Source organism: Streptomyces sp. NBC_00271 (assembly GCF_036178845.1).
Classification (GTDB): domain Bacteria; phylum Actinomycetota; class Actinomycetes; order Streptomycetales; family Streptomycetaceae; genus Streptomyces.
In genome coordinates this window covers 6,766,961-6,787,788 of record NZ_CP108070.1, presented here as the reverse complement: position 1 = coordinate 6,787,788, position 20,828 = coordinate 6,766,961, and the positions used below count along the sequence as shown (strand labels likewise).

Annotated in this window: 20 protein-coding genes; 9 read left to right on the top strand and 11 right to left on the bottom strand. The window is 70.6% G+C overall.

Annotated features, from left to right (window positions below):
- Positions 1–53 precede the first annotated feature (53 nt).
- The 4 genes from OG798_RS30875 to OG798_RS30860 all read right to left on the bottom strand — a co-directional run bounded on the left by OG798_RS30875 (position 54) and on the right by OG798_RS30860 (position 3,748).
- Entirely contained in the window at positions 54–509 is a 456-nt protein-coding gene (locus tag OG798_RS30875) for an Lrp/AsnC family transcriptional regulator (protein ID WP_054232130.1), read from the bottom strand.
- Between the two features lie 123 nt (positions 510–632).
- Entirely contained in the window at positions 633–1,307 is a 675-nt protein-coding gene (locus tag OG798_RS30870) for a UbiX family flavin prenyltransferase (protein ID WP_121415381.1), read from the bottom strand.
- A 31-nt stretch (positions 1,308–1,338) separates the two neighbouring features.
- Positions 1,339–2,244, bottom strand: a complete 906-nt coding sequence (gene mqnP, locus OG798_RS30865; protein ID WP_095853202.1) for a menaquinone biosynthesis prenyltransferase MqnP — start codon at positions 2,242–2,244, stop codon at positions 1,339–1,341.
- A gap of 46 nt (positions 2,245–2,290) precedes the next feature.
- Positions 2,291–3,748, bottom strand: coding sequence for a menaquinone biosynthesis decarboxylase (locus tag OG798_RS30860; RefSeq protein WP_095853203.1), 1,458 nt, complete (start codon positions 3,746–3,748; stop codon positions 2,291–2,293).
- Positions 3,749–4,201: 453 nt separating this feature from the next.
- Between OG798_RS30860 and OG798_RS30855 the strand changes: the two genes are divergently transcribed.
- Positions 4,202–4,609, top strand: a complete 408-nt coding sequence (locus tag OG798_RS30855) for a PLD nuclease N-terminal domain-containing protein (RefSeq protein ID WP_097225132.1) — start codon at positions 4,202–4,204, stop codon at positions 4,607–4,609.
- An 89-nt stretch (positions 4,610–4,698) separates the two neighbouring features.
- On the top strand, positions 4,699–6,090 hold the full coding sequence (locus OG798_RS30850; protein ID WP_328758011.1) for a purine-cytosine permease family protein: 1,392 nt from the start codon (positions 4,699–4,701) through the stop codon (positions 6,088–6,090).
- Between the two features lie 4 nt (positions 6,091–6,094).
- Here the strand turns inward: OG798_RS30850 and OG798_RS30845 are convergent, their stop codons facing one another.
- Both OG798_RS30845 and OG798_RS30840 read right to left on the bottom strand, forming a co-directional pair.
- Positions 6,095–6,697, bottom strand: coding sequence for a hypothetical protein (locus OG798_RS30845; RefSeq protein ID WP_328758010.1), 603 nt, complete (start codon positions 6,695–6,697; stop codon positions 6,095–6,097).
- 43 nt (positions 6,698–6,740) lie between these two features.
- Complete coding sequence (locus tag OG798_RS30840; protein ID WP_097225134.1) at positions 6,741–7,076, bottom strand: ArsR/SmtB family transcription factor; 336 nt, start codon at positions 7,074–7,076, stop codon at positions 6,741–6,743.
- 117 nt (positions 7,077–7,193) lie between these two features.
- On the opposite strand from OG798_RS30840, the gene OG798_RS30835 reads away from it, so the two are divergent.
- From OG798_RS30835 to OG798_RS30825, 3 genes are all read left to right on the top strand, one after another.
- Positions 7,194–8,213 carry a quinone oxidoreductase family protein gene (locus OG798_RS30835; protein WP_328758009.1) on the top strand — a complete coding sequence of 340 codons (1,020 nt, stop codon included), beginning with the start codon at positions 7,194–7,196 and terminating at the stop codon, positions 8,211–8,213.
- 116 nt (positions 8,214–8,329) lie between these two features.
- Complete coding sequence (locus OG798_RS30830; protein WP_143669698.1) at positions 8,330–8,719, top strand: hypothetical protein; 390 nt, start codon at positions 8,330–8,332, stop codon at positions 8,717–8,719.
- A gap of 123 nt (positions 8,720–8,842) precedes the next feature.
- Entirely contained in the window at positions 8,843–9,946 is a 1,104-nt protein-coding gene (locus tag OG798_RS30825) for an abortive phage infection protein (protein WP_267062553.1), read from the top strand.
- Positions 9,947–9,994: 48 nt separating this feature from the next.
- On the opposite strand, the gene OG798_RS30820 is transcribed toward OG798_RS30825, so the two are convergent.
- Complete coding sequence (locus tag OG798_RS30820) at positions 9,995–11,275, bottom strand: PucR family transcriptional regulator (protein ID WP_095853211.1); 1,281 nt, start codon at positions 11,273–11,275, stop codon at positions 9,995–9,997.
- 101 nt (positions 11,276–11,376) lie between these two features.
- Between OG798_RS30820 and OG798_RS30815 the strand changes: the two genes are divergently transcribed.
- From OG798_RS30815 to OG798_RS30800, 4 genes are all read left to right on the top strand, one after another.
- A complete protein-coding gene (locus OG798_RS30815; protein ID WP_095853212.1) occupies positions 11,377–11,835 on the top strand; it encodes a nucleoside deaminase in 459 nt (152 codons plus the stop codon).
- Complete coding sequence (locus tag OG798_RS30810; RefSeq protein WP_328758008.1) at positions 11,828–12,820, top strand: isopenicillin N synthase family dioxygenase; 993 nt, start codon at positions 11,828–11,830, stop codon at positions 12,818–12,820. Before OG798_RS30815 ends, OG798_RS30810 begins: the two co-directional genes overlap by 8 nt.
- Before the next feature lie 142 nt (positions 12,821–12,962).
- Positions 12,963–15,071, top strand: coding sequence for a hypothetical protein (locus OG798_RS30805; RefSeq protein ID WP_328758007.1), 2,109 nt, complete (start codon positions 12,963–12,965; stop codon positions 15,069–15,071).
- Positions 15,071–16,612, top strand: a complete 1,542-nt coding sequence (locus tag OG798_RS30800) for an ABC transporter substrate-binding protein (RefSeq protein ID WP_328758006.1) — start codon at positions 15,071–15,073, stop codon at positions 16,610–16,612. The genes OG798_RS30805 and OG798_RS30800 overlap by 1 nt, the downstream gene beginning before the upstream one ends.
- Positions 16,613–16,687: 75 nt before the next feature.
- Here the strand turns inward: OG798_RS30800 and OG798_RS30795 are convergent, their stop codons facing one another.
- The 4 genes from OG798_RS30795 to OG798_RS30780 are packed head-to-tail and all read right to left on the bottom strand — an operon-like array spanning position 16,688 to position 20,824.
- The gene (locus OG798_RS30795; protein ID WP_267062550.1) at positions 16,688–17,086 is read right to left on the bottom strand and encodes an SRPBCC domain-containing protein; all 399 of its coding nucleotides are present in this window, start codon (positions 17,084–17,086) and stop codon (positions 16,688–16,690) included.
- A 34-nt stretch (positions 17,087–17,120) separates the two neighbouring features.
- Complete coding sequence (gene ccsB, locus OG798_RS30790; RefSeq protein ID WP_179436475.1) at positions 17,121–18,233, bottom strand: c-type cytochrome biogenesis protein CcsB; 1,113 nt, start codon at positions 18,231–18,233, stop codon at positions 17,121–17,123.
- Positions 18,230–20,047: a cytochrome c biogenesis protein ResB gene (gene resB / locus OG798_RS30785; protein ID WP_121415387.1), complete on the bottom strand. Its 1,818-nt coding sequence runs from the start codon at positions 20,045–20,047 to the stop codon at positions 18,230–18,232. Before resB ends, ccsB begins: the two co-directional genes overlap by 4 nt.
- Positions 20,048–20,050: 3 nt before the next feature.
- Positions 20,051–20,824, bottom strand: coding sequence for a cytochrome c biogenesis CcdA family protein (locus OG798_RS30780; protein WP_121418366.1), 774 nt, complete (start codon positions 20,822–20,824; stop codon positions 20,051–20,053).
- Positions 20,825–20,828: the final 4 nt, after the last annotated feature.

Sequence of the window (20,828 nt, the reverse complement as noted above, 5' to 3'; positions counted from 1 at the left end):
ACCGTACTCCCCCACCCTCCGGGCGGGAGGGGCCCCATCAGGCACTTCGTGCCCTAGCCTTCTTCGGGCAGCTCTCCGACCCGGTTCTCCCACTTCGTGGAGAGCACGATCGTCGTACGGGTCCGGGAGACGCCCTTCGTCCCCGAGAGCCGTCGGATGGTCTTCTCCAGCCCGTCGACGTCACTCGCCCGCACCTTGAGCATGAACGAGTCGTCGCCCGCGATGAACCAGCAGTCCTCGATCTCGCCGAGGTCCCGCATCCGCCGGGCCACGTCCTCGTGGTCCGCGGCGTCGGAGAGCGAGATGCCGATCAGGGCGGTGACGCCGAGACCGAGCGAGGCGGAGTCCACGGTGGCGCGGTAGCCGGTGATGACCCCGGCCGCCTCCAGCCGGTTGATGCGGTCGGTGACGCTGGGTCCCGACAGACCGACGAGGCGCCCCAGCTCCGCGTAGGAGGCCCGGCCGTTCTCTCTCAGGGCCTGGATGAGCTGCCTGTCCACCGCGTCCATGCGATCGCTAGCCTTCCGCTGAAGTGTGTGAGTCGTGAGTGGTGCGATGTTGCTCAGTGGTGCTCGGGTCGTGCGTACTCGGGTCGTGCGTGCTTCGCTTCACAGGTGCTCGGTCGTGGCCGCTCAGGTCGCTCGGGAACCGCCGCCGAGTTCGCCCTCCCACCGGCGGTACAGCTCGTGTTCGACGCCCGCCGCGTCCAGCACCCGCCCGGCGACGAAGTCCACCAGGTCCTGGATGTGGGTGGCCCCCGCGTAGAACGCCGGCGAGGCGGGCAGCACGGTGGCGCCCGCGTCGTCCAGGGAGACCAGATGGCGCAGCGTCTGCCCGTTCAACGGGGTCTCGCGGACGGCGACGACGAGCTTGCGCCCCTCCTTGAGCGTCACACTCGCCGCGCGCTGCAGCAGATCCTTCGACAGCCCCAGGGCGACTCCGGCCACACAGGCCGTCGAGGCCGGCACGATCAGCATGCCCTTCGAGGGGTACGAGCCCGAGGACGGCCCCGCCGCCAGGTCACCGGCGCTCCAGTGCCGTACGTCCTCGATGCGCACGTCAAAAGTGCCGGGCTTGCCGTCCGCGCCACGCGCCAGCCATTCCCGCAGGTCGTTCTGCCAGTGGGCGTCCCGGAAGGGGAGGCCGGTCTCGTCGAGCAGCGTGAGCCGGGAGGCGCGCGAGACCACCAGGTCGACGCTCTCCCCCGCCGCCAGGAGCGCCCGCAGCACGGAGGCGGCGTACGGCGTACCGGAGGCACCCGACACCCCCACGATCCAAGGCCGTCGCTGCGTCTGTCCTGGCTTCATGATGTCGAGGGTATCCGGCGGCTGTCGGGATTCAGACCGTGAGCCCGCGGACCAGCAGATCGAGCAGGGCACACACGAACAGGGCGATGCCGATGAATCCGTTGACTTGGAAGAACGCGCGGTTCAGACGGGACAGATCGTGCGGCTTCACGATGGAGTGCTCGTAGAGGAAAGCGCCCGCGACGATCAGCAGGCCCAGCCAGAAGAACGCGCCCGCGTGGGTGGCGACGGCGTACCAGGCGAACAGGGCGGTGGTGACGGCGTGACAGCCGCGCGCCCCCCAGATCGCGGCGGGGATACCGAAGCGCGCCGGCACCGACATGACCCCGATCTCGCGGTCCGTGTCGACGTCCTGGCAGGCGTAGATCAGGTCGAAGCCGCCGATCCAGATCCCGACCGCGAGCCCCAGGATGACGGCGTCCCACGACCACTCGCCGGAGATCGCCAGCCAGCCGCCGATCGGACCCATCGCCTGGGCCAGACCCAGGATGGCCTGCGGGAAGTTCGTGAACCGCTTGCCGTACGGGTACACCACCATCGGGATCACCGCGATGGGGGCGAGGGCCAGGCACAGGGGGTTCAGGAGGGCCGCGGCGCCCAGGAAGAAGACCAGCGCGACCAGCGCGCCCGTCCACGCGTGCTTCACGCTCATCGCGCCGGTGACCAGCTCACGGTGGGCCGTGCGCGGGTTGCGGGCGTCGATCTCGCGGTCGATGATCCGGTTCGCCGCCATCGCGAACGTGCGCAGCCCGACCATCGCGATCGTGACGAGCAGCAGCCTGCCCCAGTGGACGTTCCTGTCCCACTCGAACATCGCGGTCAGCGCGGCGATGTAGGCGAAGGGCAGCGCGAAGACGGAGTGCTCGATCATGACGAGCCGGAGGAAGGCCTTGGTGCGCCCCGGCTGCTGCGGGAGCGCGGCGGATGCGCTGGTCACCGGCCGGCCGCCTGTCCGCTGTCGATCCGTCCGCTGTCGATGGACCTCACAGGCCGTACTCCTTCCAGCGGCGGTCGACCGTCGCCGCCGTCTCCGGGTCGGAGAGAACCATTTCCGGCCATCCCCCGTCCCGGGTGTAGCCCTCCTCGGGCCACTTCCTCGTCGCGTCGATGCCCGCCTTGCCGCCCCAGAACTGCTGGTAGGAGGCGTGGTCGAGATGATCGACGGGGCCTTCGACGACGGTGAGGTCGCGGGCGTAGTCGGTGTTGCCGAGGGCCCGCCACGCGACCTCGTGCAGATCGTGGACGTCGCAGTCCGAGTCCACGACCACGATGAGCTTCGTGAGGGACATCATGTGCGCCCCCCAGACGGCGTGCATCACCTTCTGGGCGTGCTTGGGGTACTTCTTGTCGATCGCGATGATCGCGCAGTTGTGGAAACCGCCGGCCTCGGGGAGGTGGTAGTCCACGATGTCCGGCACGATGATCTTCAGGAGGGGGAGGAAGAAGCGCTCCGTCGCCCGTCCGAGGGGGCCGTCCTCCGTCGGGGGCCGCCCCACGACGATCGACTGGAGCAGCGGCCGCTTGCGCATGGTGACGCAGTCGATGGTCAGCGCCGGGAAGGGCTCCTGGGGCGTGTAGAACCCGGTGTGGTCACCGAAGGGCCCCTCCGGGAGCATCTCCCCCGGCTCCAGCCACCCTTCGAGCACGACCTCCGCGTTCGCGGGCACCTGCAGCGGGACGGTCTTGCAGTCCACCATCTCGATCCGCTTGCCCTGGATGAACCCGGCGAAGAGGTACTCGTCGATGTCACCGGGCAGGGGGGCGGTGGAGGCGTATGTCACGGCGGGGGGGCACCCGAAGGCGATCGCGACCGGCAGTCGCTCTCCCCTTCTCGCCGCCACCTGGTAGTGGTTGCGGCTGTCCTTGTGGATCTGCCAGTGCATGCCGATGGTGCGCTTGTCGTGGCGCTGGAGGCGGTAGAGCCCGAGGTTGCGGATTCCGCTCTCCGGGTCCTTGGTGTGGGTGAGCCCGAGGTTGAAGAAGGAGCCGCCGTCCTGGGGCCAGGTGAAGAGTGCGGGGAGGGCGTCCAGGTCGACGTCCTCACCGTGCAGCACGACCTCCTGCACGGGCGCGTTGTCGGACTTCACCTTCTTCGGCGGTACGTGGGTCATCGCGCCGAGCTTGCCGAAGGCCTCGCGTACGCCGACGAAGCCGTGCGGGAGTTCGGGCCTGAGCAGGCCGCCGATCTTCTCGCTGATCTCGCCGTACGACTTCAGGCCGAGGGCCTTCAGCAGCCGTCGGTCGGTGCCGAAGACATTCATGGCGAGCGGCATGGCGGATCCGCGCACGTTCTCGAAGAGCAGCGCCGGGCCACCCGCCTTCTGGACCCGGTCGACGATCTCCCCGACCTCCAGATGCGGGTCCACCTCGGCCTTGATGCGCTTGAGGTCGCCCTCGCGCTCCAGCGCCCTCAGCAGGGATCGAAGATCGTCGTAAGCCATGCGTCCAAGTATCGCTGAGGGGTGCTTGGCGCCTACGTGCGCCCCACCGCCGTGGGCTGAACCACCTGGTCTCGCCCCCGCCGCCCCTACCCTCCCCCAAGCTCTCGGCTTCGCTCGAGCAGGGGGGACCCCCATCATCCCTGGGGGCTGCCGCCCCCAGCCCCCCGCATCGGCCTGAACGGCCTCGTCCTCAAACGCCGGACGGGCTGAAGATGCGCGCAGCGCCCCTTCAGGGACGCGGGGAACTGCGCGACCAGCCCCCACCGGCCGGTGGACGAGCGACTGGGGTCGGCGGGGGACCCGGGGCGCAGCCCCCGGCCCAGGGGCGCGGGGAACTGCGCGACCAGCCCCCACCGGCCCGCAGTGTCATACCCCCGTTGAAGTCAGCCGCTACCCTGTGCGCGTCACCGGGGCGCACCGCCCCGCCACCGTCCACTGGGGGACCGTTCCGCCATGCTCAGGTATCTGCCGTTCCTGCTGGTCCTGGCGCTGTGGATCTACTCGTTCATCGACTGCCTGAACACGCCGGAGGAAGAGGTCCGCGGCCTGCCCAAGGTGGTGTGGGTGATCGTCATCCTGCTCTTCGGAGAAGTCCTCGTCGGCCCGATCGCCTGGCTCGTCGCGGGTAAGGTCGGCCGGGGCCCGACCCGAGGCGTCACGCCCTCCGAGTGGCACCGCGACCAGCGTCCGCAGTACGTCGCCCCCGACGACAACCCCGAGTTCCTGAACTCCCTCGGCGCGGAGCCCGCCCCCTCCAAGAACGTCAAGGACGAGGCACTCCTGAAGGACTGGGAGGCCGACCTGCGGCGCCGCGAGGAGGAGCTGCGCCGGCGCGAGGCCGGCGAGGAGTCCGAGAGCTGACGCCCGTACAAGGTGTACGCCGACGAGCCTCCCGGAACGGACAGTGCGCCTCTGCCCGGGGGTGACGGGGCCCCGGACACTTACGGTGCATGACGACCGCTCCCGCCGGCACCACCGCACCGATCACGCCCGAGTACGGCGACCGAGTCATCGCCGTCGAGACGGCGGGCTCGGAACCGATCCCCGACGCCGAACGCCACGGCAGTCCCCTCCAGTTGCTGTGGACCTGGGCCTCCCCGAACATCGAGTTCGCGACCGTGTACATCGGTGTGATCTCGGTCCTGTTCTTCGGGCTGAACTTCTGGCAGGCGGCCGCGGCACTGCTGCTGGGCACGGCGCTGGGCGCGCTGACGCAAGGCGTCCTGTCCCTCGACGGACCCCGGTTCGGCGTCCCGCAGATGGTGATCGGCCGCCTCTCCTTCGGCTACCGGGGCAATCTGCTGCCGGCCGGAGTGAACGCCCTGGTGGCGGGCGTGGGCTGGTTCGCCGTGAACAGCGTGAGCGCCGCGTTCGCGCTGAACACGCTGACGGGTCTGCACCCCCTGCCCTCCCTGCTGCTGGTGGTGGCGGTCGAGATCGTGATCGGCTTCATCGGCCACAACTTCGTGCACGCCTTCGAGAAGTACGCGTTCCCGGCGCTGGCGGTGGTGTTCCTGGTGGCGGGGGTGTGGACGTTCGACCACGCGGACCTGGGCGCCTCGGGCGGGGGCGGCGGCATCGGCGGCTTCCTGCTGGCGTTCAGCACGGCGTGGGGGTACGCGGCGGGCTGGAACCCGTACGCCACGGACTACTCGCGCTACCTCCCCCGTACGGCGAACAGGTTCAGGACCGCCCTCTACCCGGCCGTCGGACTCTTCCTGTCCGTCGCGGTCGTCTCCCTCATCGGTGCGGCGTCGGCGACGATCGCCGCCCCCGACAGCGCGACCCCGACGGCCGCCTTCACCGGTCATCTCCCGTCCTGGCTCGGCGACCTGGTGCTGCTGTCCATCATCCTGGGCGGCATCTCGGCGAACGCGCTGAACGTCTACTCCTCCGCCATGTCCATCACCTCGCTCGGCCTGCGGCTGCCGGCCTGGCTGGGGCGCGGCGTCCTGGTGGTGGTCTCGGGCGTGGCGGGTACGGCGGCGGCGTGGGCGTCGCTGTCCGACGCCGGGCATGCGTACGAGGCGTTCCTGCTGGTCATCGCGTACTGGATCGGACCGTGGCTGGGCGTGGTGCTGGTGGAGCGGTGGCTGCGGACCCGTACGCCGGACGACGAGCCGGCCCGGCGTCTGGGCGACCGCGCGTTCACCAACTGGCCCGGTATCAGTGCCCTGTTGGTCGGCGTGGCGGTTTCGGTCCCGCTCTTCTCCAACCAGGAGAAGTACGTCGGCTGGGTGCCGAAGCACTGGGCGTCCTTCGGCGACATCACCTGCCTGGTGGGCTTCGCGGTGAGCGCGGCGTTGTACGCGCTGATACGACGGGCGCCCCGCACGGGCTGAGCGGTCAGCCGGTGGTGCTCAGCAGCGAAGCCTGTTCGGCGTACCCCACCTCGATGTGCCGTGCGCCGAAGGCCTTCTTGACGAGGGGCGCGGCGGTGGCGGGGTCGTCGACGCCCACGAACACGAACCCGGCCTCGTCCACGCCGACTGCGCGCAGGTCGAAGGTGCCGTTCCAGCGGGTCATGTCCTCGGCGATCCGGTCGGCGAGGGCCTCCAGGTCGGTCCGGTTGGCATCGGTGTCGTGCAGCCGCACCGTGACGCCCTTCTCGGCGGCGCCGCAGAGGTCGGCGTCGAAGGAGGCGGACGGCATGCGGTACACGTCCGTGGCCCGGTCCTCCTCGTCGACCGACATGCCCGTGTACACGGCGGCGTAGCGGGCGGACTCCGCCATCCTGTCCACGTGGGCCAGGGTGCGGTCCAGCGGGGTGAAGTCCTCGGCGCCGCGGTCGGGAAGGCTCCCGGGCGCCCGTGTCCCGACGCAGGTGGCGGTGACGGGCGCGGCATGCGCGGGCTCGGCCTGCGCGACGGCGCTCGATCCCTGGAGAAGGGCCCCCAGCAGCACGACGGCACCGGTCACGGTGACACCGGTGGCCGTCCGATCCCTCACACGCTTCTTCATGCCCCTTCGACGCGGGAGGCGGCGAATCGGTTCAGTGCGTCGGGTCCGGACGCAGAACCAGGTCGAGGAGTCCGGGGAAGCGGGCCTCGAACTCCTCGCGTCGCAGGCGGTTGACGCGCTTGGGGCCCTCGTCGCGCTGCTCGACCAGGCCCGCGCCGCGCAGCACCGCGAAGTGGTGACTGAGGGCCGCCTTGCCGACGGGCACGTCGAAGCTGCCGCAACTCCGTGTCCACTCCGCCGAGTCGGCCAGCTCCCGTACGAGGGTGACGCGTACGGGGTCGGCGAGGGCGGCGAGGGCGGTCTGGACCGGAACGTCGTCGGGGTGGGTGTGTTCCGGGGCGACCCGGTGACTCGCTCGTTCCGCCACGCCCGACTCCCCTCAGATCTCCGGCACCTTGCCGAGTGTTCGATGAAAACCATACACTCCCGAGTGTTCGGTTTTCATTGAACAGTCGAGCGGACGAGTTCTCGTGAGAGGTGTGCCATGCGCGCGGTCGAGATCCAGGAGTACGGCGGTCCCGAGGTGCTGAGGGTCGTCGAGACGGAGGTGCCCGCGCCGGGTGCGGGGCAGGTGAGCATCGACGTGGCGTACACCGGTGTGAACTTCGCCGACCTCAAGGCGCGGGCCGACGGCTATCGGGTGCCCGCCCTGCCCTTCGTCCCCGGTCTGGAGGTCTCGGGCCGCGTCCGGGCCCTCGGCGCGGGGGTCACCGGCCTGGCCGTGGGGCAGGAGGTGGCGGCCCTGACGCAGAGCGGCGCGTACGCGGACGTCGTCGTGGCCGACGCGGTGACCGTCTTCCCGCTGCCGCCCGGCGTGGACCTGCGCACCGGCGCGACCCTCCCCACCGTGCTGCCCACCGCGTACGCCCTGATCCACACCGTGGGCCGGCTCCAGCCCGGCGAGACGGTGCTCGTGCAGGGCGCGGCGGGCGGGGTGGGCACGGTGCTGGGGCAGTTGGCGAGCGCGGCGGGGGCCGGAGCGGTCCACGGGGTGGTGTCGAGCGCGGCGAAGGCCGAGTACGCGCGGGAGCACGGCTACGACGAGGTCTTCATCACCTCCTCCACTCCCCCCTCCGCCTCCTTCGTCAAGGAGGTGCGCGAGGCGACGGACGGTCGCGGGGTCGACCTGGCCCTCGACCCGGTCGGCGGCGAAACCCTCCGGGCCTCCCTCGACTCCCTCGCCCCCTTCGGCCGCCTGGTCTCCTTCGGCAACGCGAGCGGGGCGCAGCCCTGGCAGGTGGGCCAACCGGACCTCTACCCCCTGGCCCTCTCGGTCTCCGGCTTCTCCATCCTCACCCTGGCCCAGACGTCCCCGACCGAACTGCGCACCCTCACCGAACGCGCCTTCCAAACGGTGGTCGACGGGGTGGTGTCCCTGCCGGTGACGGCAGAGTTCGCCCTGACAGACGCGGCGAAGGCACACCGACTGATGGGCACACGAACAAGCACGGGCAAGCTCCTACTGCGCGCCCACGGCACGAACGGGCCCGCCGACCTCGCGTGACGACGACGCCCACGAGAACACCCCGCAGGCGTTCGTGCTGGCTCGCAGGGCGGAACCCTCGGCGTGACGTCGGCGTTTTTCTTCGAGGGACGGGATGAGGCGGGGAGAGGACACGAATGAGAACACGGTTGAGGCTGACCCGGGACGGGGACGCGTTCGTCGCCCGCCTCGCCCCGTCCCAGACGGCGGCGATGCGCGAGGCGCTGATCTACCTGCGTCACCGGGACGACAGTGACCTGACCCTGACCCTGCAGCTCGGTACCGGCCGCGAGACGGTCGACGCGCTCATCGAGCGGCTCTCCGGCGGGCACACGGAGTCGCGCGACATCCGCTTCCGCGCGGAGGAACTGCACGCGGTACACAGCGCGCTGACCACCGTGCCGACCAAGTTCGTCTCTCGGGAGGGCGCGTTCACGGAGGAGCCCTTCCACATCCAACTGGGCTTCTACCGGGAGAACTTCGACGCCCTGGCGCGCGGCATCGTCGAGGCGGCGTCCGAGGTGTGACGTTCACTCGAGGTACCCGCCGATACTTTCGTCGGCCGTCCGTAGACCATCGGCGGACGGCGGGACGAAGGACCGCCTCCCAGACTGAAGTCCGCGAACGCGAAGACGGACACAGGAGGCGCGATGCGGGGGATCACTCGGGCACGGTTCATGGGGATGGCCGCGGGGGTCGGGGGCGCGGTGATGCTGCCCGGCGGGCGGGCCGGGGCGACGGGCCGTCGGCCGGGGCTGACACACCGGGGTGTGGTGTACGAGGTGGCGGACGGGGAGACGCCGAGCACCGGGTGGAGCCCCGTACGCATGCGCCGCGACCTGCGCGCCATCGCGCACGACCTGCACGCCGACTCCGTCAAGGTCACCGGCGACGGCGTCGAACGGCTCACCGCCACCGCGGCCGAGGCGGCGGAGCTCGGTCTGAACGTCTGGCTGGAGCCGACCCTGGGCGACGTACCGGAACGCGAGATCCTCGACCACCTCGCGCAGACGGGCCGGTTCGCCGAGCGGCTGCGGCGACGGGGCGCGGGGGTGCATCTCAGTGTCGGCTGCGAGTTCGTGCTGTACGTGCCCGGGATCGTGCCCGGCGCCAACGCCCAGGAGCGCGTCGAGCATCTGCTCAAGGGCGACTTCGATCCCGTACTGATGGCACGGCGCCTGCACCGGTTCACGGCGAAGGCCGCGTCCGTGGGCAGGTCCGTCTTCCACGGGCGGCTCACGTACGCCGCCGCTCAGGACGAGGACGTCGACTGGAGCCTCTTCGACCTCGTCGGTGTCGACTACTACGGCTGGTTCCGGGACCGGAACGCCTACGTCCGCGACCTCACCGCGCTGCGGCGCTTCGGGAAGCCCGTCGCCGTCATGGAGTTCGGCTGCTGCACCTTCGAGGGCGCGCCGGAGAAGGGCGGCATGGGCTGGGACGTCGTCGACTACAAAAAGGAGCCGCCGGAGATCAAGGCGGGTCTCGTCCGCAGTGAGCGCACCCAGGCCGCGTATCTGACGGACGTACTGTCGGTGTTCGAGTCGATGGGCCTGTACGCGGCGATGGCGTACACCTTCGTCACCCCCGACGCCCCGCACCGCCCCCGCGACCCTCGCCACGACCTCGACATGGCGAGTTACGGCATCGTGAAGACGATCGAGGACCGCCACGGCGGATGGCACTGGGAGCCGAAGGAGTCCTTCCGCGCACTGGCCCGGCAGTACGCACGGGCCCGCGCACACACCTGCTGACGGTCGGGTCGGATCAGATCGGATCGGATCAGGTCAGGTCAGGTCAGGTCAGGCCACTGTCCGCAGGCCGCCGTCCACGGTCGCCGAGACCCCTCGCACGATCCGGTGCGCGCACAGGGCCGCGAGCAGTTCTCCCAGCAGGTCCGGGTCGTCGATCTCCAGGCCCAGGAGGGATTCGATGCGTTCCAGGCGCTGGTAGAGGGACTGGCGGCCGATGTGGAGCAGGGCCGCCGTGCGGGTGGGTGAGCAGCCGTGGCGGAGGTGGATCTCCAGGGTGCGGACAAGGTCGCTGGGGTGGGCGGCCTCCCAGGCCAGCAGGGGGCCCAGGGTGTGCTGGACCAGGCGGGCGAGGCGGTCGCGGTTGGCGTCCACGCCGCCTCGGGTCAGCTCGCGTTCCAGGGTGAGGGAGCGGGAGGAGGTGACGACGGGGCCGCCGGTCGGGCCGGGTTCGGCGGACGGCACGGTGAGCGCCAGTTCCAGGGTCGTCCGGGCCGCCCGCAGTGTCTCGCTCCAGCGCAGCCAGCCGCCGCCCGCGAGGACCGCGTGTCCGACCGCCACGGTCACCCCGGCCTCGGCGACCGTCCGGAAGGCCTCCTGCACGGCCCGTACGACATCCCGCCGCGCCGTCACCGCCCGTACGGCGTCGTCCGGCATCGCCACCAGCGCCAGTACGTCCCCCGGGAACGCCGCCCGCAGCACCGCGACCCCGCCCAGGGAGCGCGCCGCCCGGTCGACCACGCCCAGCTCGCGCGCCCCGTGCGCCGACACCCCGACCAGCCGCGCGCCCGGCCCCGGATGGAACCCGGCGAGCGCCGCGCGTGCCTCCACCTCGGGCTGGTTGAGGGCCTGCCCGTCGGCGAGGTCGGCGAGCAGGGCGGCGGTGTGGTCGCCGCCCCAGGGCCGTACGGAGGCCGCCCGCCCCGACAGGCCACGCGCCACGATCGCCCGGTTGGCGGCCTCGGTGATGCGGACGAAGGGCACCACCCGGTGCAGGGCGAGCAGGGGCAGCCCGAGCCGCCGGGCCTCGTCGACGACCTCCTCCGGCATCCGCACCAGCGACCGTCCGACCTCCACCGCGAGCCCCGCCGCTCCGCGCGCGGTCAGCTCGCGGACGTAGCGCCGCCGGGTGTCCTCGTCCGCGTCGGTCAGCCCGAAGCCGTTGGTCAGAAGCAGTTCGCCGCCGTCGAGGAAGTTCGCCCCCTCGTACACCTCGCTCGAATGCACCCAGCGGACCGGGCGGTCCAGGGCGCCTTCGCCGGCGAGGAGTTCGGGCGCGCTGCCACGGACGGGGTCGAGGGCCAGGATGTCGCGGAGGGTGAGTGCGGGCACGGGTACCTCCTTCAGGCGCTGACAGTCCGTCCGGGTGCGGCTTGCCGGGAGAGTACTTTCCGCACGTTGCCCTCGTGTTTCGGCCACAGGAGAGTGGAGTCATGGAGCGCATCGATCAGGCACGGGCACGGATGTGGTTGTCGACCGCCGTCGCGGAGGCCCGCGCCGGGCTGGCGGAGGGCGGCATCCCCATCGGCGCCGCGCTGTACGGCGCGGACGGCACGCTGCTGGGCCGCGGCCACAACCGTCGGGTCCAGGACGGCGACCCGTCCATGCACGCGGAGACGTCGGCGTTCCGTGCGGCGGGACGACAGCGTTCGTACCGCGGTACGACCATGGTGACGACCCTGTCGCCGTGCTGGTACTGCTCGGGCCTGGTGCGCCAGTTCGGCATCTCGCGGGTCGTGGTGGGCGAGGCGGAGACCTTCCACGGCGGCCACGACTGGCTGGCCGAGCACGGCGTGGAGATCGTGCTCCTGGACGATCCCGAGTGCGCCGCGCTGATGCGCGACTTCATCAAGGACAACCCGGCTCTGTGGAACGAGGACATTGGTGAGTAGCCCGAACAGCCCCCGTACCCCCGGTACCCCGCGCATCCCGACCATCGACCTGCGGCCCTGGCTGGACGGCGACCCCGAGGCCCGTACCGTCATCGCCCGCACCGTCGACGAAGCCCTCCAGAGCGCCGGTTTCCTCCTCGTCACCGGACACGGTGTGGACCCGGCCCTGCGCACCCGCATCCGCGAGGCCGCCCGCGCCTTCTTCACCCTCCCCACGGAGGTCAAGCAGCCCTACGCCGTCCAGGTCGGCGGGCGCGGCTGGCTCGGCCCGGGCGCCGAGGCCAACGGTTACTCGGAAGGTACGCGGACGCCCCCCGACCTCAAGGAGTCGCTGACCTTCGCGACGCACGAGCCCTTCGAGGACCCGGCGACGAACGCGGAGTGGTACGCGCCGAACGTGTGGCCCGCCGAGGCCCCGGAGCTGCGGAAACTCTGCGAGGAGTACCTGAAGGGGATGGGCGAACTGGAGAACCACCTGCTGGCCCTCCTGGGTGAGGCCCTCGGTCTGGAGCCGGACTTCTTCACCCGGCACATGGACCACCCGACGTACGGCTTCAACATCAACTGGTACCCGGGGACGGAGGTCGTCGGCGAGCCCGAGCCCGGCCAGTTCCGTATCGGCCCCCACACCGACTTCGGCACCGTCACCATCCTCGACCGCCAAGCGGGCAAGGGCGGGCTGCAGGTCTACACGGACGAGGGCGGCTGGGCGGACGCGCCCTTCGACCCGGCGGCCTTCACGATCAACATCGGTGACCTGATGGCCCGTTGGACGGGTGACCGGTGGCGCTCGGGCCGGCACCGTGTGCTGCCTCCGCCCGCCGACGCGCCGGCCGAGGAGCTGATGTCGCTGGTCTACTTCGGCGAGTGCACGCCGGGGACTGTGGTGGAGTCGGTCCCCGCGCCGGTGGGCCGCGTCGCGTATCCCCCCGTCGACTCCCATGTTTATCTGCGCGAAAAGCTGGATTCGATCACCGTGGGATAGACGGGCGAAAGGGCGCGGATAATTTTCGTAACCAAACGGACATCCTATGCCCTAGTCCGAATCAACTCCCCCTTTTTACACTGGTGTTGATAGACCTCACAGCAGCACAGAGCAGGACCGGACCGCGCCAGGGGGAGATGCGGTGCACAGAGGGCTGCACGGACGCGGAGCGTTGTTCGACACGGATCCGCCCGGTCTTGCACTACGGCTCGTCGGCCTGCGCCCGTACCAGCTGCGCTCGAACCCGTACGAACACCCGAAGGAACTGCCCTTCGTGGTGTTCGCGGGCGGGCGGGGGCTCGGCAAGAGCGCCGTACTGCGGGAGCTGCGCGACGCGTACCGCGGGCACACACCGGTCGCGCTGATCGACGGCGAGGAGCGGCAGTTCGCGGGGCCGCCCGCCGAGCGGCCCGCGGAGTCCTGGTCGCCGGTGGGACAGGCGCTCACCACCATCGCCGAGCAGCTCGCGGAGCCGGTCACCGGCGCCGTGCGGATCGGCTTTCCCCGCCTGACGTCCGGGCTGCTGGCCGTCGCGGCGGGCGGCTGGAGCGACCGCGACGTGCCCCGCATCCGGCAGGAGGCGGAGCGGATCCTGCTGCTAAACGAGACCGGCTCATGGCTCTCGGGGTTCGCGGGGCGCTGGGTGAGCAAGGTCATCTCCAAGCTCATCGCCTCGCTCAGCGGTACGGGTCCCGTGATCGCGCCGATCATCGAAGCCACCCTGGAGGCGTTCGCCGAGGGGATCGGCCCCGCTCCCCGCCGGCTGCGCAGGGCCGCCACCTGGTACCGCGACTATCCGAACGCGGGCGGCAATCCCAAGCTCGGCCTGATCCTGCTCTCCTCGCACTTCCGGGCCGGCGGCGACTCCCGCACCCACGCCGAGCGCTATCTCGTACGGGCCCTGCTGGCCGACCTCGACGACGCCTACGCGGGGGTCATGCAGCGCTCGCACCGGCTGGGCCGCCCGGTCGTGCTGATCGACAACGTGCAGGAACGGGCGGGCCTCGGCCTGATGGAACCGGTGCTGCGCGACCGCGCCGACGGCATCGCCGACCACGTCGTCTTCTTCGCCGCCCTGCGCGGGTACACCCATGGAGCGCTGCGCAACGCGAGCCGCCGCACCCTCCCCGAGGTAGCCCGGCACGCCGGCTGGGAACCGGGCACCTCACCGTCCTCGCGGGCGCTGCTCGTCGCGCTGCCGCCACTGACCCCGGACGACACCCTGCATCTCGTGGGCGGCGTCTCGCAGGGCCTCGCCGTTCCCCCTCAACTCCCGCACGCCACCCACCGGCTGTCCGGCGGCAGCCCGCTCGGCGTCACCCTCCTCGCGGAGTCCGCCCGCCAGAACCTCCCCCAAGGCGCCAAGTCCCTGGGCGAGTTGCTCACCTCCGACGTCGCCGTCCACGAGGACAACGACGGCCGGCCCACCTATCAGGAGCTGCTCGACCGGCTCGTACCCGGCGGCCGGCTCGACGAGCTGACCGTGCTCGCCGCGGCCCACGACCGCGACTCGGCCTGCGTGCTCGCGGAGGTCCAGCTCTCCGACGACTTCGGCGCGTCGGGGGTCCTCGCGCTGGAGGAGCGGCTCACGGAGGAGGGCTGGACGAGCGCCGCCGGGCAGTTCGTGGGCGATCCGTTCCTGCGTGCGCTGCTCCTGCTGCGGCTGCACCACGACGACCCCGACCACGCACGCTGGCGGTCCGTGCACCGCGCCCTCATCGACCACTACGGCGACGGGGACCGGCCGGACAGCGCCCGCTATCGACTGCACCACGAACTCGCCCTCGGCAAGGCCGACTTCGCGGTGGCGCACCTGCGCGACACCTTCCCGCGCACCGACACCGGGTCCTGGCTGTCCTCGCTCGTCTTCATCGCGTCCGCGCCCTACTATCACGCACACGACCCGGACGGCCGCGACTTCGGCGGCCACGGCGGTCACGACGACCGGGCGGCCGTCGCGCTCGGCCGCACCGACGCCGCCCAGCAGCCGCCGGACAGCGTGGACGCCGTGCTGCACCTACGGGTACGACGGCTGCTGCACGCGGTCTGGCAGCTCACCGATCCGCTGGTGCTGCCGGACCCGAAGGTGTCCGACCGGCTCCGTTTCGAGCTGGAGCAGCTGTCGAACCTGCGGGCCGCGGGCAACCCACTGCTGTGGCGGGCCTCGCGGGAGTGGCCGTCCGACGCGCTCGCCGGCCGCCCCCTGCGCATCCCTGGCGACGACGACGACAACGGGAACGGGGACCTGTGATGGCGCGCTTGTGGACCTGGCTGCGCGAGGACGTCTGGGAGATTCGTTTCCGTAGGTATGTCGCGCTGACCCTCGCGGCGGTGCTCACGGGCCTCGGCGTCTGGGGCGGTATGACGGCCACCAAGGAGAATCGCTCCTGCGCGCCCGGCGTCGTCCAGCCGAAGGGCAGCGACGAGTGCGTGGGTGTCTCGTGGACGACGTACGCCTTCGGGCGTGCGCAGTTCGCCGACACCGTACGGGCCATCCACCGCGAGAACGCCCGTCTGGCGCCCGGCAGTTACGTCACCGTCGCGCTCCTGGAACCCTTCACCGCCACCGACGCGGATAACCTGGCCGATGTGCTGCACGAGCTGCAGGGCGCCTATCTGGCCCAGTACCAGGCCAACCACGACACCACCGGCCTGAAGCCGAAGATCCGCCTGGTGCTGGCCAACCCCGGCTCCACCGGCACGTACTGGCAGCACACGGTCGACCAGCTGGCGGGCATGACGGGAGGCTCCGACCGGCTGCGCGCGGTGACCGGGGTCGGCCTGAGCACCGACAACAACAAGAAGGCCGTCAAGGAGCTCACCGGCCGGGGCATCCCGGTGATAGGGAGTTCGATCACCGCCGACGACCTGGCCAACGGGCAGAACGGCAAGGACCCGTTCCCCGGGCTCGCGCGGGTCTCCCCCACCAACACCGACGAGGCACGCGCCCTCGCCTCCTTCGCCAAGGTCTCCGCCGCCAACGCCTTCCTCGTCTACGACCGCACCGGCGACCCGTACACGCGCACGCTCCAGGCCTCCTTCGAGAAGATGCTCAAGGGCTCGCGCTACGAGGCCCAGCCGTTCACGCCGCCCGCCGACCGCAGCAAGGAGGGCAGCACCTCCAACGTCTTCATGCAGATCACCAACATCCTCTGCAACACGCCGACCACCACGAACACCATCCTGTTCGCGGGGCGCCACACGCAGCTGCGGCAGTTCATCAACATGCTGGGTCAGCGCGGCTGCCACGACCGCCGGTTCACCGTGCTCACCGGCGACGAGGGCTCCTACCTCGCCGGGGACAAGGACCTCGACCCGGCCGCCCTCAAGGACCCGCTACTGACCGTCCGCTACACGTCCCTGGCCCATCCGGACGCCTGGCTGAAGGACACCGCGAAGACGGGCGGCAGCGCGGCCGACGCGAAGGTGCTGCAGTCGCTTCTGGGGAGCGCCGGGAAGGAGCCGGTCGGGCCCGTCGGGCCCGTCGCCCTCGACGACGGCCAGCTGATCATCGCGTACGACGCCATGCGGCTCGCCGTGCGGGGCATCCGCGGGGCGTCGCCGACCGGGAAGATCCCGGCCCTCGCGGACGTCGGGCTCCAGTGGCCGCAGGTCAAGGGCAAGGAGCTGCGTGTCAACGGGGCGAGCGGGTGGATCTGTCTGGACGCCCACGGCAATCCGTACGACAAGGCGGTGCCGATCGTGCAGCTCACGCCCGAGTCGCGGGCTCGTTTCGTGAAGATCGCGTGGCCTGAGGGGAAGCCGCCCACGGGGTGTCTGCCGCCGGCTTGACAGGGGGCGCCGTTGGGGGATCGGTGGTTCGTATGTGCGGGTCGTGTGTGGCTGGTCGCGCAGTTCCCCGCGCCCCTACGGGGCGCTCATCAGTCCCTCGAAACGTCGGCGCCAGCCCGGGTCCTCGTCTCTTGGGGACTCGTGGGTGAAGCGGACCGTCGTGCCTGACGGGCGGGTCGGTTCCAGGTGGAAGCGGATGCGGCCCCGGCCCTCGACCGTGTACTCGGCGATCCGCTCGACGTCCCACGCCGTGATCCGGCCGCTGCCCAGCCCGCGCAGCGTGACCTCGCCGCCGAGTCGCGGCTCGAAGACCTCGGCCTCGGCCAGCCACGCCCTCAGGCCCTCGGGTGTGGCCACCGCCTTCCAGACGTTCTCCACAGGCTGGGGAAAACGCAGCAGGTAGTGAAGGACGCGGGTGCCGTCCTCCCGGGTCTCGGTGGCGCCCTCTTCGATGCCTCGGGTCACTCCGGTCATGACACCAGCGTGGCCCGAGACAGCGGGATCCGCATCAGACCCCGGCGTACGAGTGCTTGCCGGAGACGAAGATGTTGACTCCGTAGTAGTTGAAGAGGAAGCAGGCGAAGGCGATCAGGGCGATGTACGCGGCCTTGCGGCCCTTCCAGCCGGCCGTGGCGCGGGCGTGGAGGTAGCAGGCGTAGGCGACCCAGGTGATGAACGCCCAGGTCTCCTTGGGGTCCCAGCCCCAGTAGCGGCCCCACGCGTCGCCCGCCCAGATGGCGCCCGCGATGATCGTGAAGGTCCACAGCGGGAAGACGGCGGCGTTGACGCGGTAGGAGAACTTGTCGAGGGAGGCCGAGGAGGGCAGCCGCTCCATGACGGAGGTGGCGAAACGGCCCGGCTGACCGCCGGTGGCGAGCTTGTTCTCGTACGAGTCCTTGAAGAGGTACATCAGGGTGCCGACCGCGCCCACGTAGAAGACGGCGCCGCAGAGGATCGCGGTCGAGACGTGGATGTACAGCCAGTACGAGTGGAGCGCGGGCACCAGCTGGTCGCTCGCGGTGTACAGGACGGTGACCGCGAGGCCGAGGTCGAGGAGGACCGTGGTGACCAGGGGCAGGCCCAGCCAGCGGATGTTCTTCTTCAGCGCGAGCATCACCAGGTACACGGCGACGGCGACCGTGGAGAAGGTGACGCTGAACTCGTACATGTTGCCCCACGGCGCCCGCTGCACCGACAGCGCGCGGGCGACGACACCGGCCGCCTCGACGGCCCAGGCGAGCACGGTGAGGGACACCGCGATCCGGCCGTAGAGGTCGCCCTGCTCGTCACCGCCGTGTGCGCCGGGCCCGTCGGGCACGTCACGGGCGCCCGCCGCCGACCGGGTGACGACCTTCGGCCGCTCCAGGACGGCCGTACCGCCCGCCGACTGCACGGTGACCGCGGGGGCCTTCGCCTTCTCCGTGGTGGTGAGCGCGGCGGCCGTACGGGCGACCTTGCTGCGGCTGCCGAAGATCCACTCGGCGATGTACGCGAAGAAGGCCAGGGTGTAGACGGCCATCGCGGAGTAGATCAGCGTGTTGCTGATGTTGGCGAGGTGTTCGTTGGTGGCCGTGGCCAGATCGGTCACGGCGCCCAGGTCGGTTGCGGTGGCGAGAGTCACTTCTCAGCCCCTTCGGCGGCAGGTACGGAGGGTTCGGCGTCGGGGTCGGTTTCGACTGCGGCTTCGTCTGTGTCGGGCTTGGTGGGCGCCTGTTCGTGGACGAGTGCGGCCAGGTCGCCGAGTTCTTCGGGGAGCTTCGCGGACTCGCTGCGGCCGAGGCCCGCCATCTCGACGACGGTGACGCCGTCGGCCCCGGTGGTCGCCCGCACCCACACGCGGCGGCGCTGGATGAAGAGCGAACCGGCGAGACCGAAGATCGCGGTGAAGGCACCGACCAACGCCCAGTCACTGCCGGGCTGCTGGGTGACCTGGAAGTTCGCCCACTCCTTGATGCCCTTGTCGAAGGTGATGGAGCCGGCCCCGTTCGGCAGCTTCATCGTCTCGCCGGGCAGCAGGCGCGCCTTGACGATGTTGCCCTTCGCGTCCTTGAACTGCTTCATCTTCGAGGTCTCGAGCTGGTACACGTTCTGCGGGATGCCCGCGTCGACCCCCAGGCTGCCGTGGAATCCGGACAGCGCGAGCACGGGGAAGTCGAGCGCGGGGAACTGGGAGAACATGTCGCCCTTGCCCGCACCCGCGAAGGTCGGCACGAAGAAGGCGGAGAAGCCGAGCTGTTCGCTCGTCCCCTGCGCGTTCTTGTAGCCGTCCATCACCTTGATCGCGCCCTGCGAGGTGACGTTCGAGTCGAGGGGCAGCATCGGCACGGCGTCGTGGTAGACGACGTTGCCCTTGCCGTCCCGGACGGTGACGACGGGCGCGTAGCCGTGCGCGGTGAGATAGACCTTCGAGTCGCCGATCTCCAGCGGCTCGTTGACCTTGACGGTGGTCTTCTTCGCCTTGCCGTACGCGCCGATGCTGTAGGTGATGTCCGCCTGGTACGTGCGAGGGGTGCCCTTGTTGGGGCCGGTCCGCTCGTAGGTGCCGGTGAACTTCTTGAGGTTGAAGCTGAACGGCGTGAGGTCGTCGGTGCTGAAGAGGTTGCCGGACTTGAAGTCGTCGTACTGCGAGATCGTGTTGGAGAACCCGCCGCCCTCGACGATCAGCTTGTTGCCCTCGGACTTGAAGAGCTGGCCCCAGGCGAAGGCGACCAGCATCACGATCAGCGCGATGTGGAAGAGCAGGTTGCCGGTCTCGCGGAGGTAGCCCTTCTCGGCGGCGACGGCGTCCTTCTCGATGTGCGCCCTGAACCGCCGCTGCTTGAGGATCTTGAGGGCGGCCTCGCGGACCTGCTCGGGCTCGGCCCCGGTGCGCCAGGTCGCGTACGCGGGCAGCCGGTTCAGCCGCTTGGGGGCACCCGGCGGACGGCCGCGCAACTGCCCGACGAACTGCCAGGTGCGCGGGACGATGCAGCCGATGAGCGAGACGAACAGCAGGATGTAGATCGCCGAGAACCACACCGAGCTGTAGACGTGGAACAGGCCGAGCTTGTCGTAGACGGACCCGAGGATGCTGTGCGCGTCCTTGAAGGCCGCCACCTTCTGGGCGTCGGTCCCGGACTGCGGGATCAGCGAGCCGGGGATCGCCCCGAGCGACAGCAGGAAGAGCAGGATCAGGGCGACCCGCATCGACGTCAGCTGCCGCCAGAACCAGCGGGCCCAGCCGACGACCTCACGGCCGGTCCAGGTCAGCCAGCCCAGGGCGCCGGGCGCGCGGGACCCGCCGAAGGAGCCGGGCACGGCCGTGTCGACCGGCGCGGTGGACAGCTGGGATCCGGCTTCGCCGAGTTCGCCGTCGGCGCTCACCCCGATGTGCCGCTTGGCGGTCGCCGGGTCCTTCGTCCTGCCCGTGCCGGTGTCGGTGTCGGTCGTGCTCATCGATCAGATCCCTACCGTGAAGCCGTTGGACCAGGTCTGCATCTGCTGCACGATGCTGTCCCAGGCGCCGGTGAGCAGGAGCAGGCCGGTCACGATCATCATGCCGCCGCCGATCCGCATCACCCATGCGTAGTGCCGCTTGACCCAGGCGAAGGCACCGAGCGCCTTGCGGAAGGCGACGGCAGCGAGGACGAAGGGCACTCCCAGACCGACGCAGTACGCGACGGTCAGTATGGCGCCGCGGCCCGCACTCGCCTGGTTCATGGAAAGAAAATTGATGGAGGAGAGCGTGGGTCCCAGGCAGGGCGTCCAGCCGATGCCGAAGAGCGCGCCGAGTATCGGAGCGCCCACCAGGCCGGTCACCGGCCGCTTGTGGAAGCGGAACTCGCGCTGCGTGAGCCAGGGCATCATCCCCATGAAGAACACGCCCATCGCGATCATCAGCACGCCGAGGATCTTGCTGAGCGTGCTCTGGTACTCCTGGAGGGTCGATCCGAAGTAGCCGAACAGCGCCCCGCCGGAGACGAACACGGCGGTGAACCCCACCACGAACAGGCTGGCGCCCGCGACCATCCGCCCCCGTCTGGCGTCCGCCAGATCCGTGCCGGTGACACCGGTCACGTACGACAGATAGCCGGGGACGAGCGGCAGCACGCACGGTGAGAAGAAGGAGACGAGGCCGCCGAGGACGGCGATCGGCAGGGCGAGCACCAGGGCGCCGCTGACGACGGTGTCGGACGACGCGGCGAGGTTCGTGGACGCGGCGAGAAGGGACACGTCG

Coding starts and splice junctions, on each gene's coding strand:
- OG798_RS30855 (WP_097225132.1), top strand. CDS start 4,202: ATGCTCAGGTATCTGCCGTTCCTGCTGGTCCTGGCGCTGTGGATCTAC.
- OG798_RS30850 (WP_328758011.1), top strand. CDS start 4,699: ATGACGACCGCTCCCGCCGGCACCACCGCACCGATCACGCCCGAGTAC.
- OG798_RS30815 (WP_095853212.1), top strand. CDS start 11,377: ATGGAGCGCATCGATCAGGCACGGGCACGGATGTGGTTGTCGACCGCC.
- resB (WP_121415387.1), bottom strand. CDS start 20,047: ATGAGCACGACCGACACCGACACCGGCACGGGCAGGACGAAGGACCCG.
- OG798_RS30835 (WP_328758009.1), top strand. CDS start 7,194: ATGCGCGCGGTCGAGATCCAGGAGTACGGCGGTCCCGAGGTGCTGAGG.
- OG798_RS30795 (WP_267062550.1), bottom strand. CDS start 17,086: ATGACCGGAGTGACCCGAGGCATCGAAGAGGGCGCCACCGAGACCCGG.
- OG798_RS30825 (WP_267062553.1), top strand. CDS start 8,843: ATGCGGGGGATCACTCGGGCACGGTTCATGGGGATGGCCGCGGGGGTC.
- OG798_RS30875 (WP_054232130.1), bottom strand. CDS start 509: ATGGACGCGGTGGACAGGCAGCTCATCCAGGCCCTGAGAGAGAACGGC.
- OG798_RS30870 (WP_121415381.1), bottom strand. CDS start 1,307: ATGAAGCCAGGACAGACGCAGCGACGGCCTTGGATCGTGGGGGTGTCG.
- OG798_RS30860 (WP_095853203.1), bottom strand. CDS start 3,748: ATGGCTTACGACGATCTTCGATCCCTGCTGAGGGCGCTGGAGCGCGAG.
- OG798_RS30800 (WP_328758006.1), top strand. CDS start 15,071: ATGGCGCGCTTGTGGACCTGGCTGCGCGAGGACGTCTGGGAGATTCGT.
- OG798_RS30830 (WP_143669698.1), top strand. CDS start 8,330: ATGAGAACACGGTTGAGGCTGACCCGGGACGGGGACGCGTTCGTCGCC.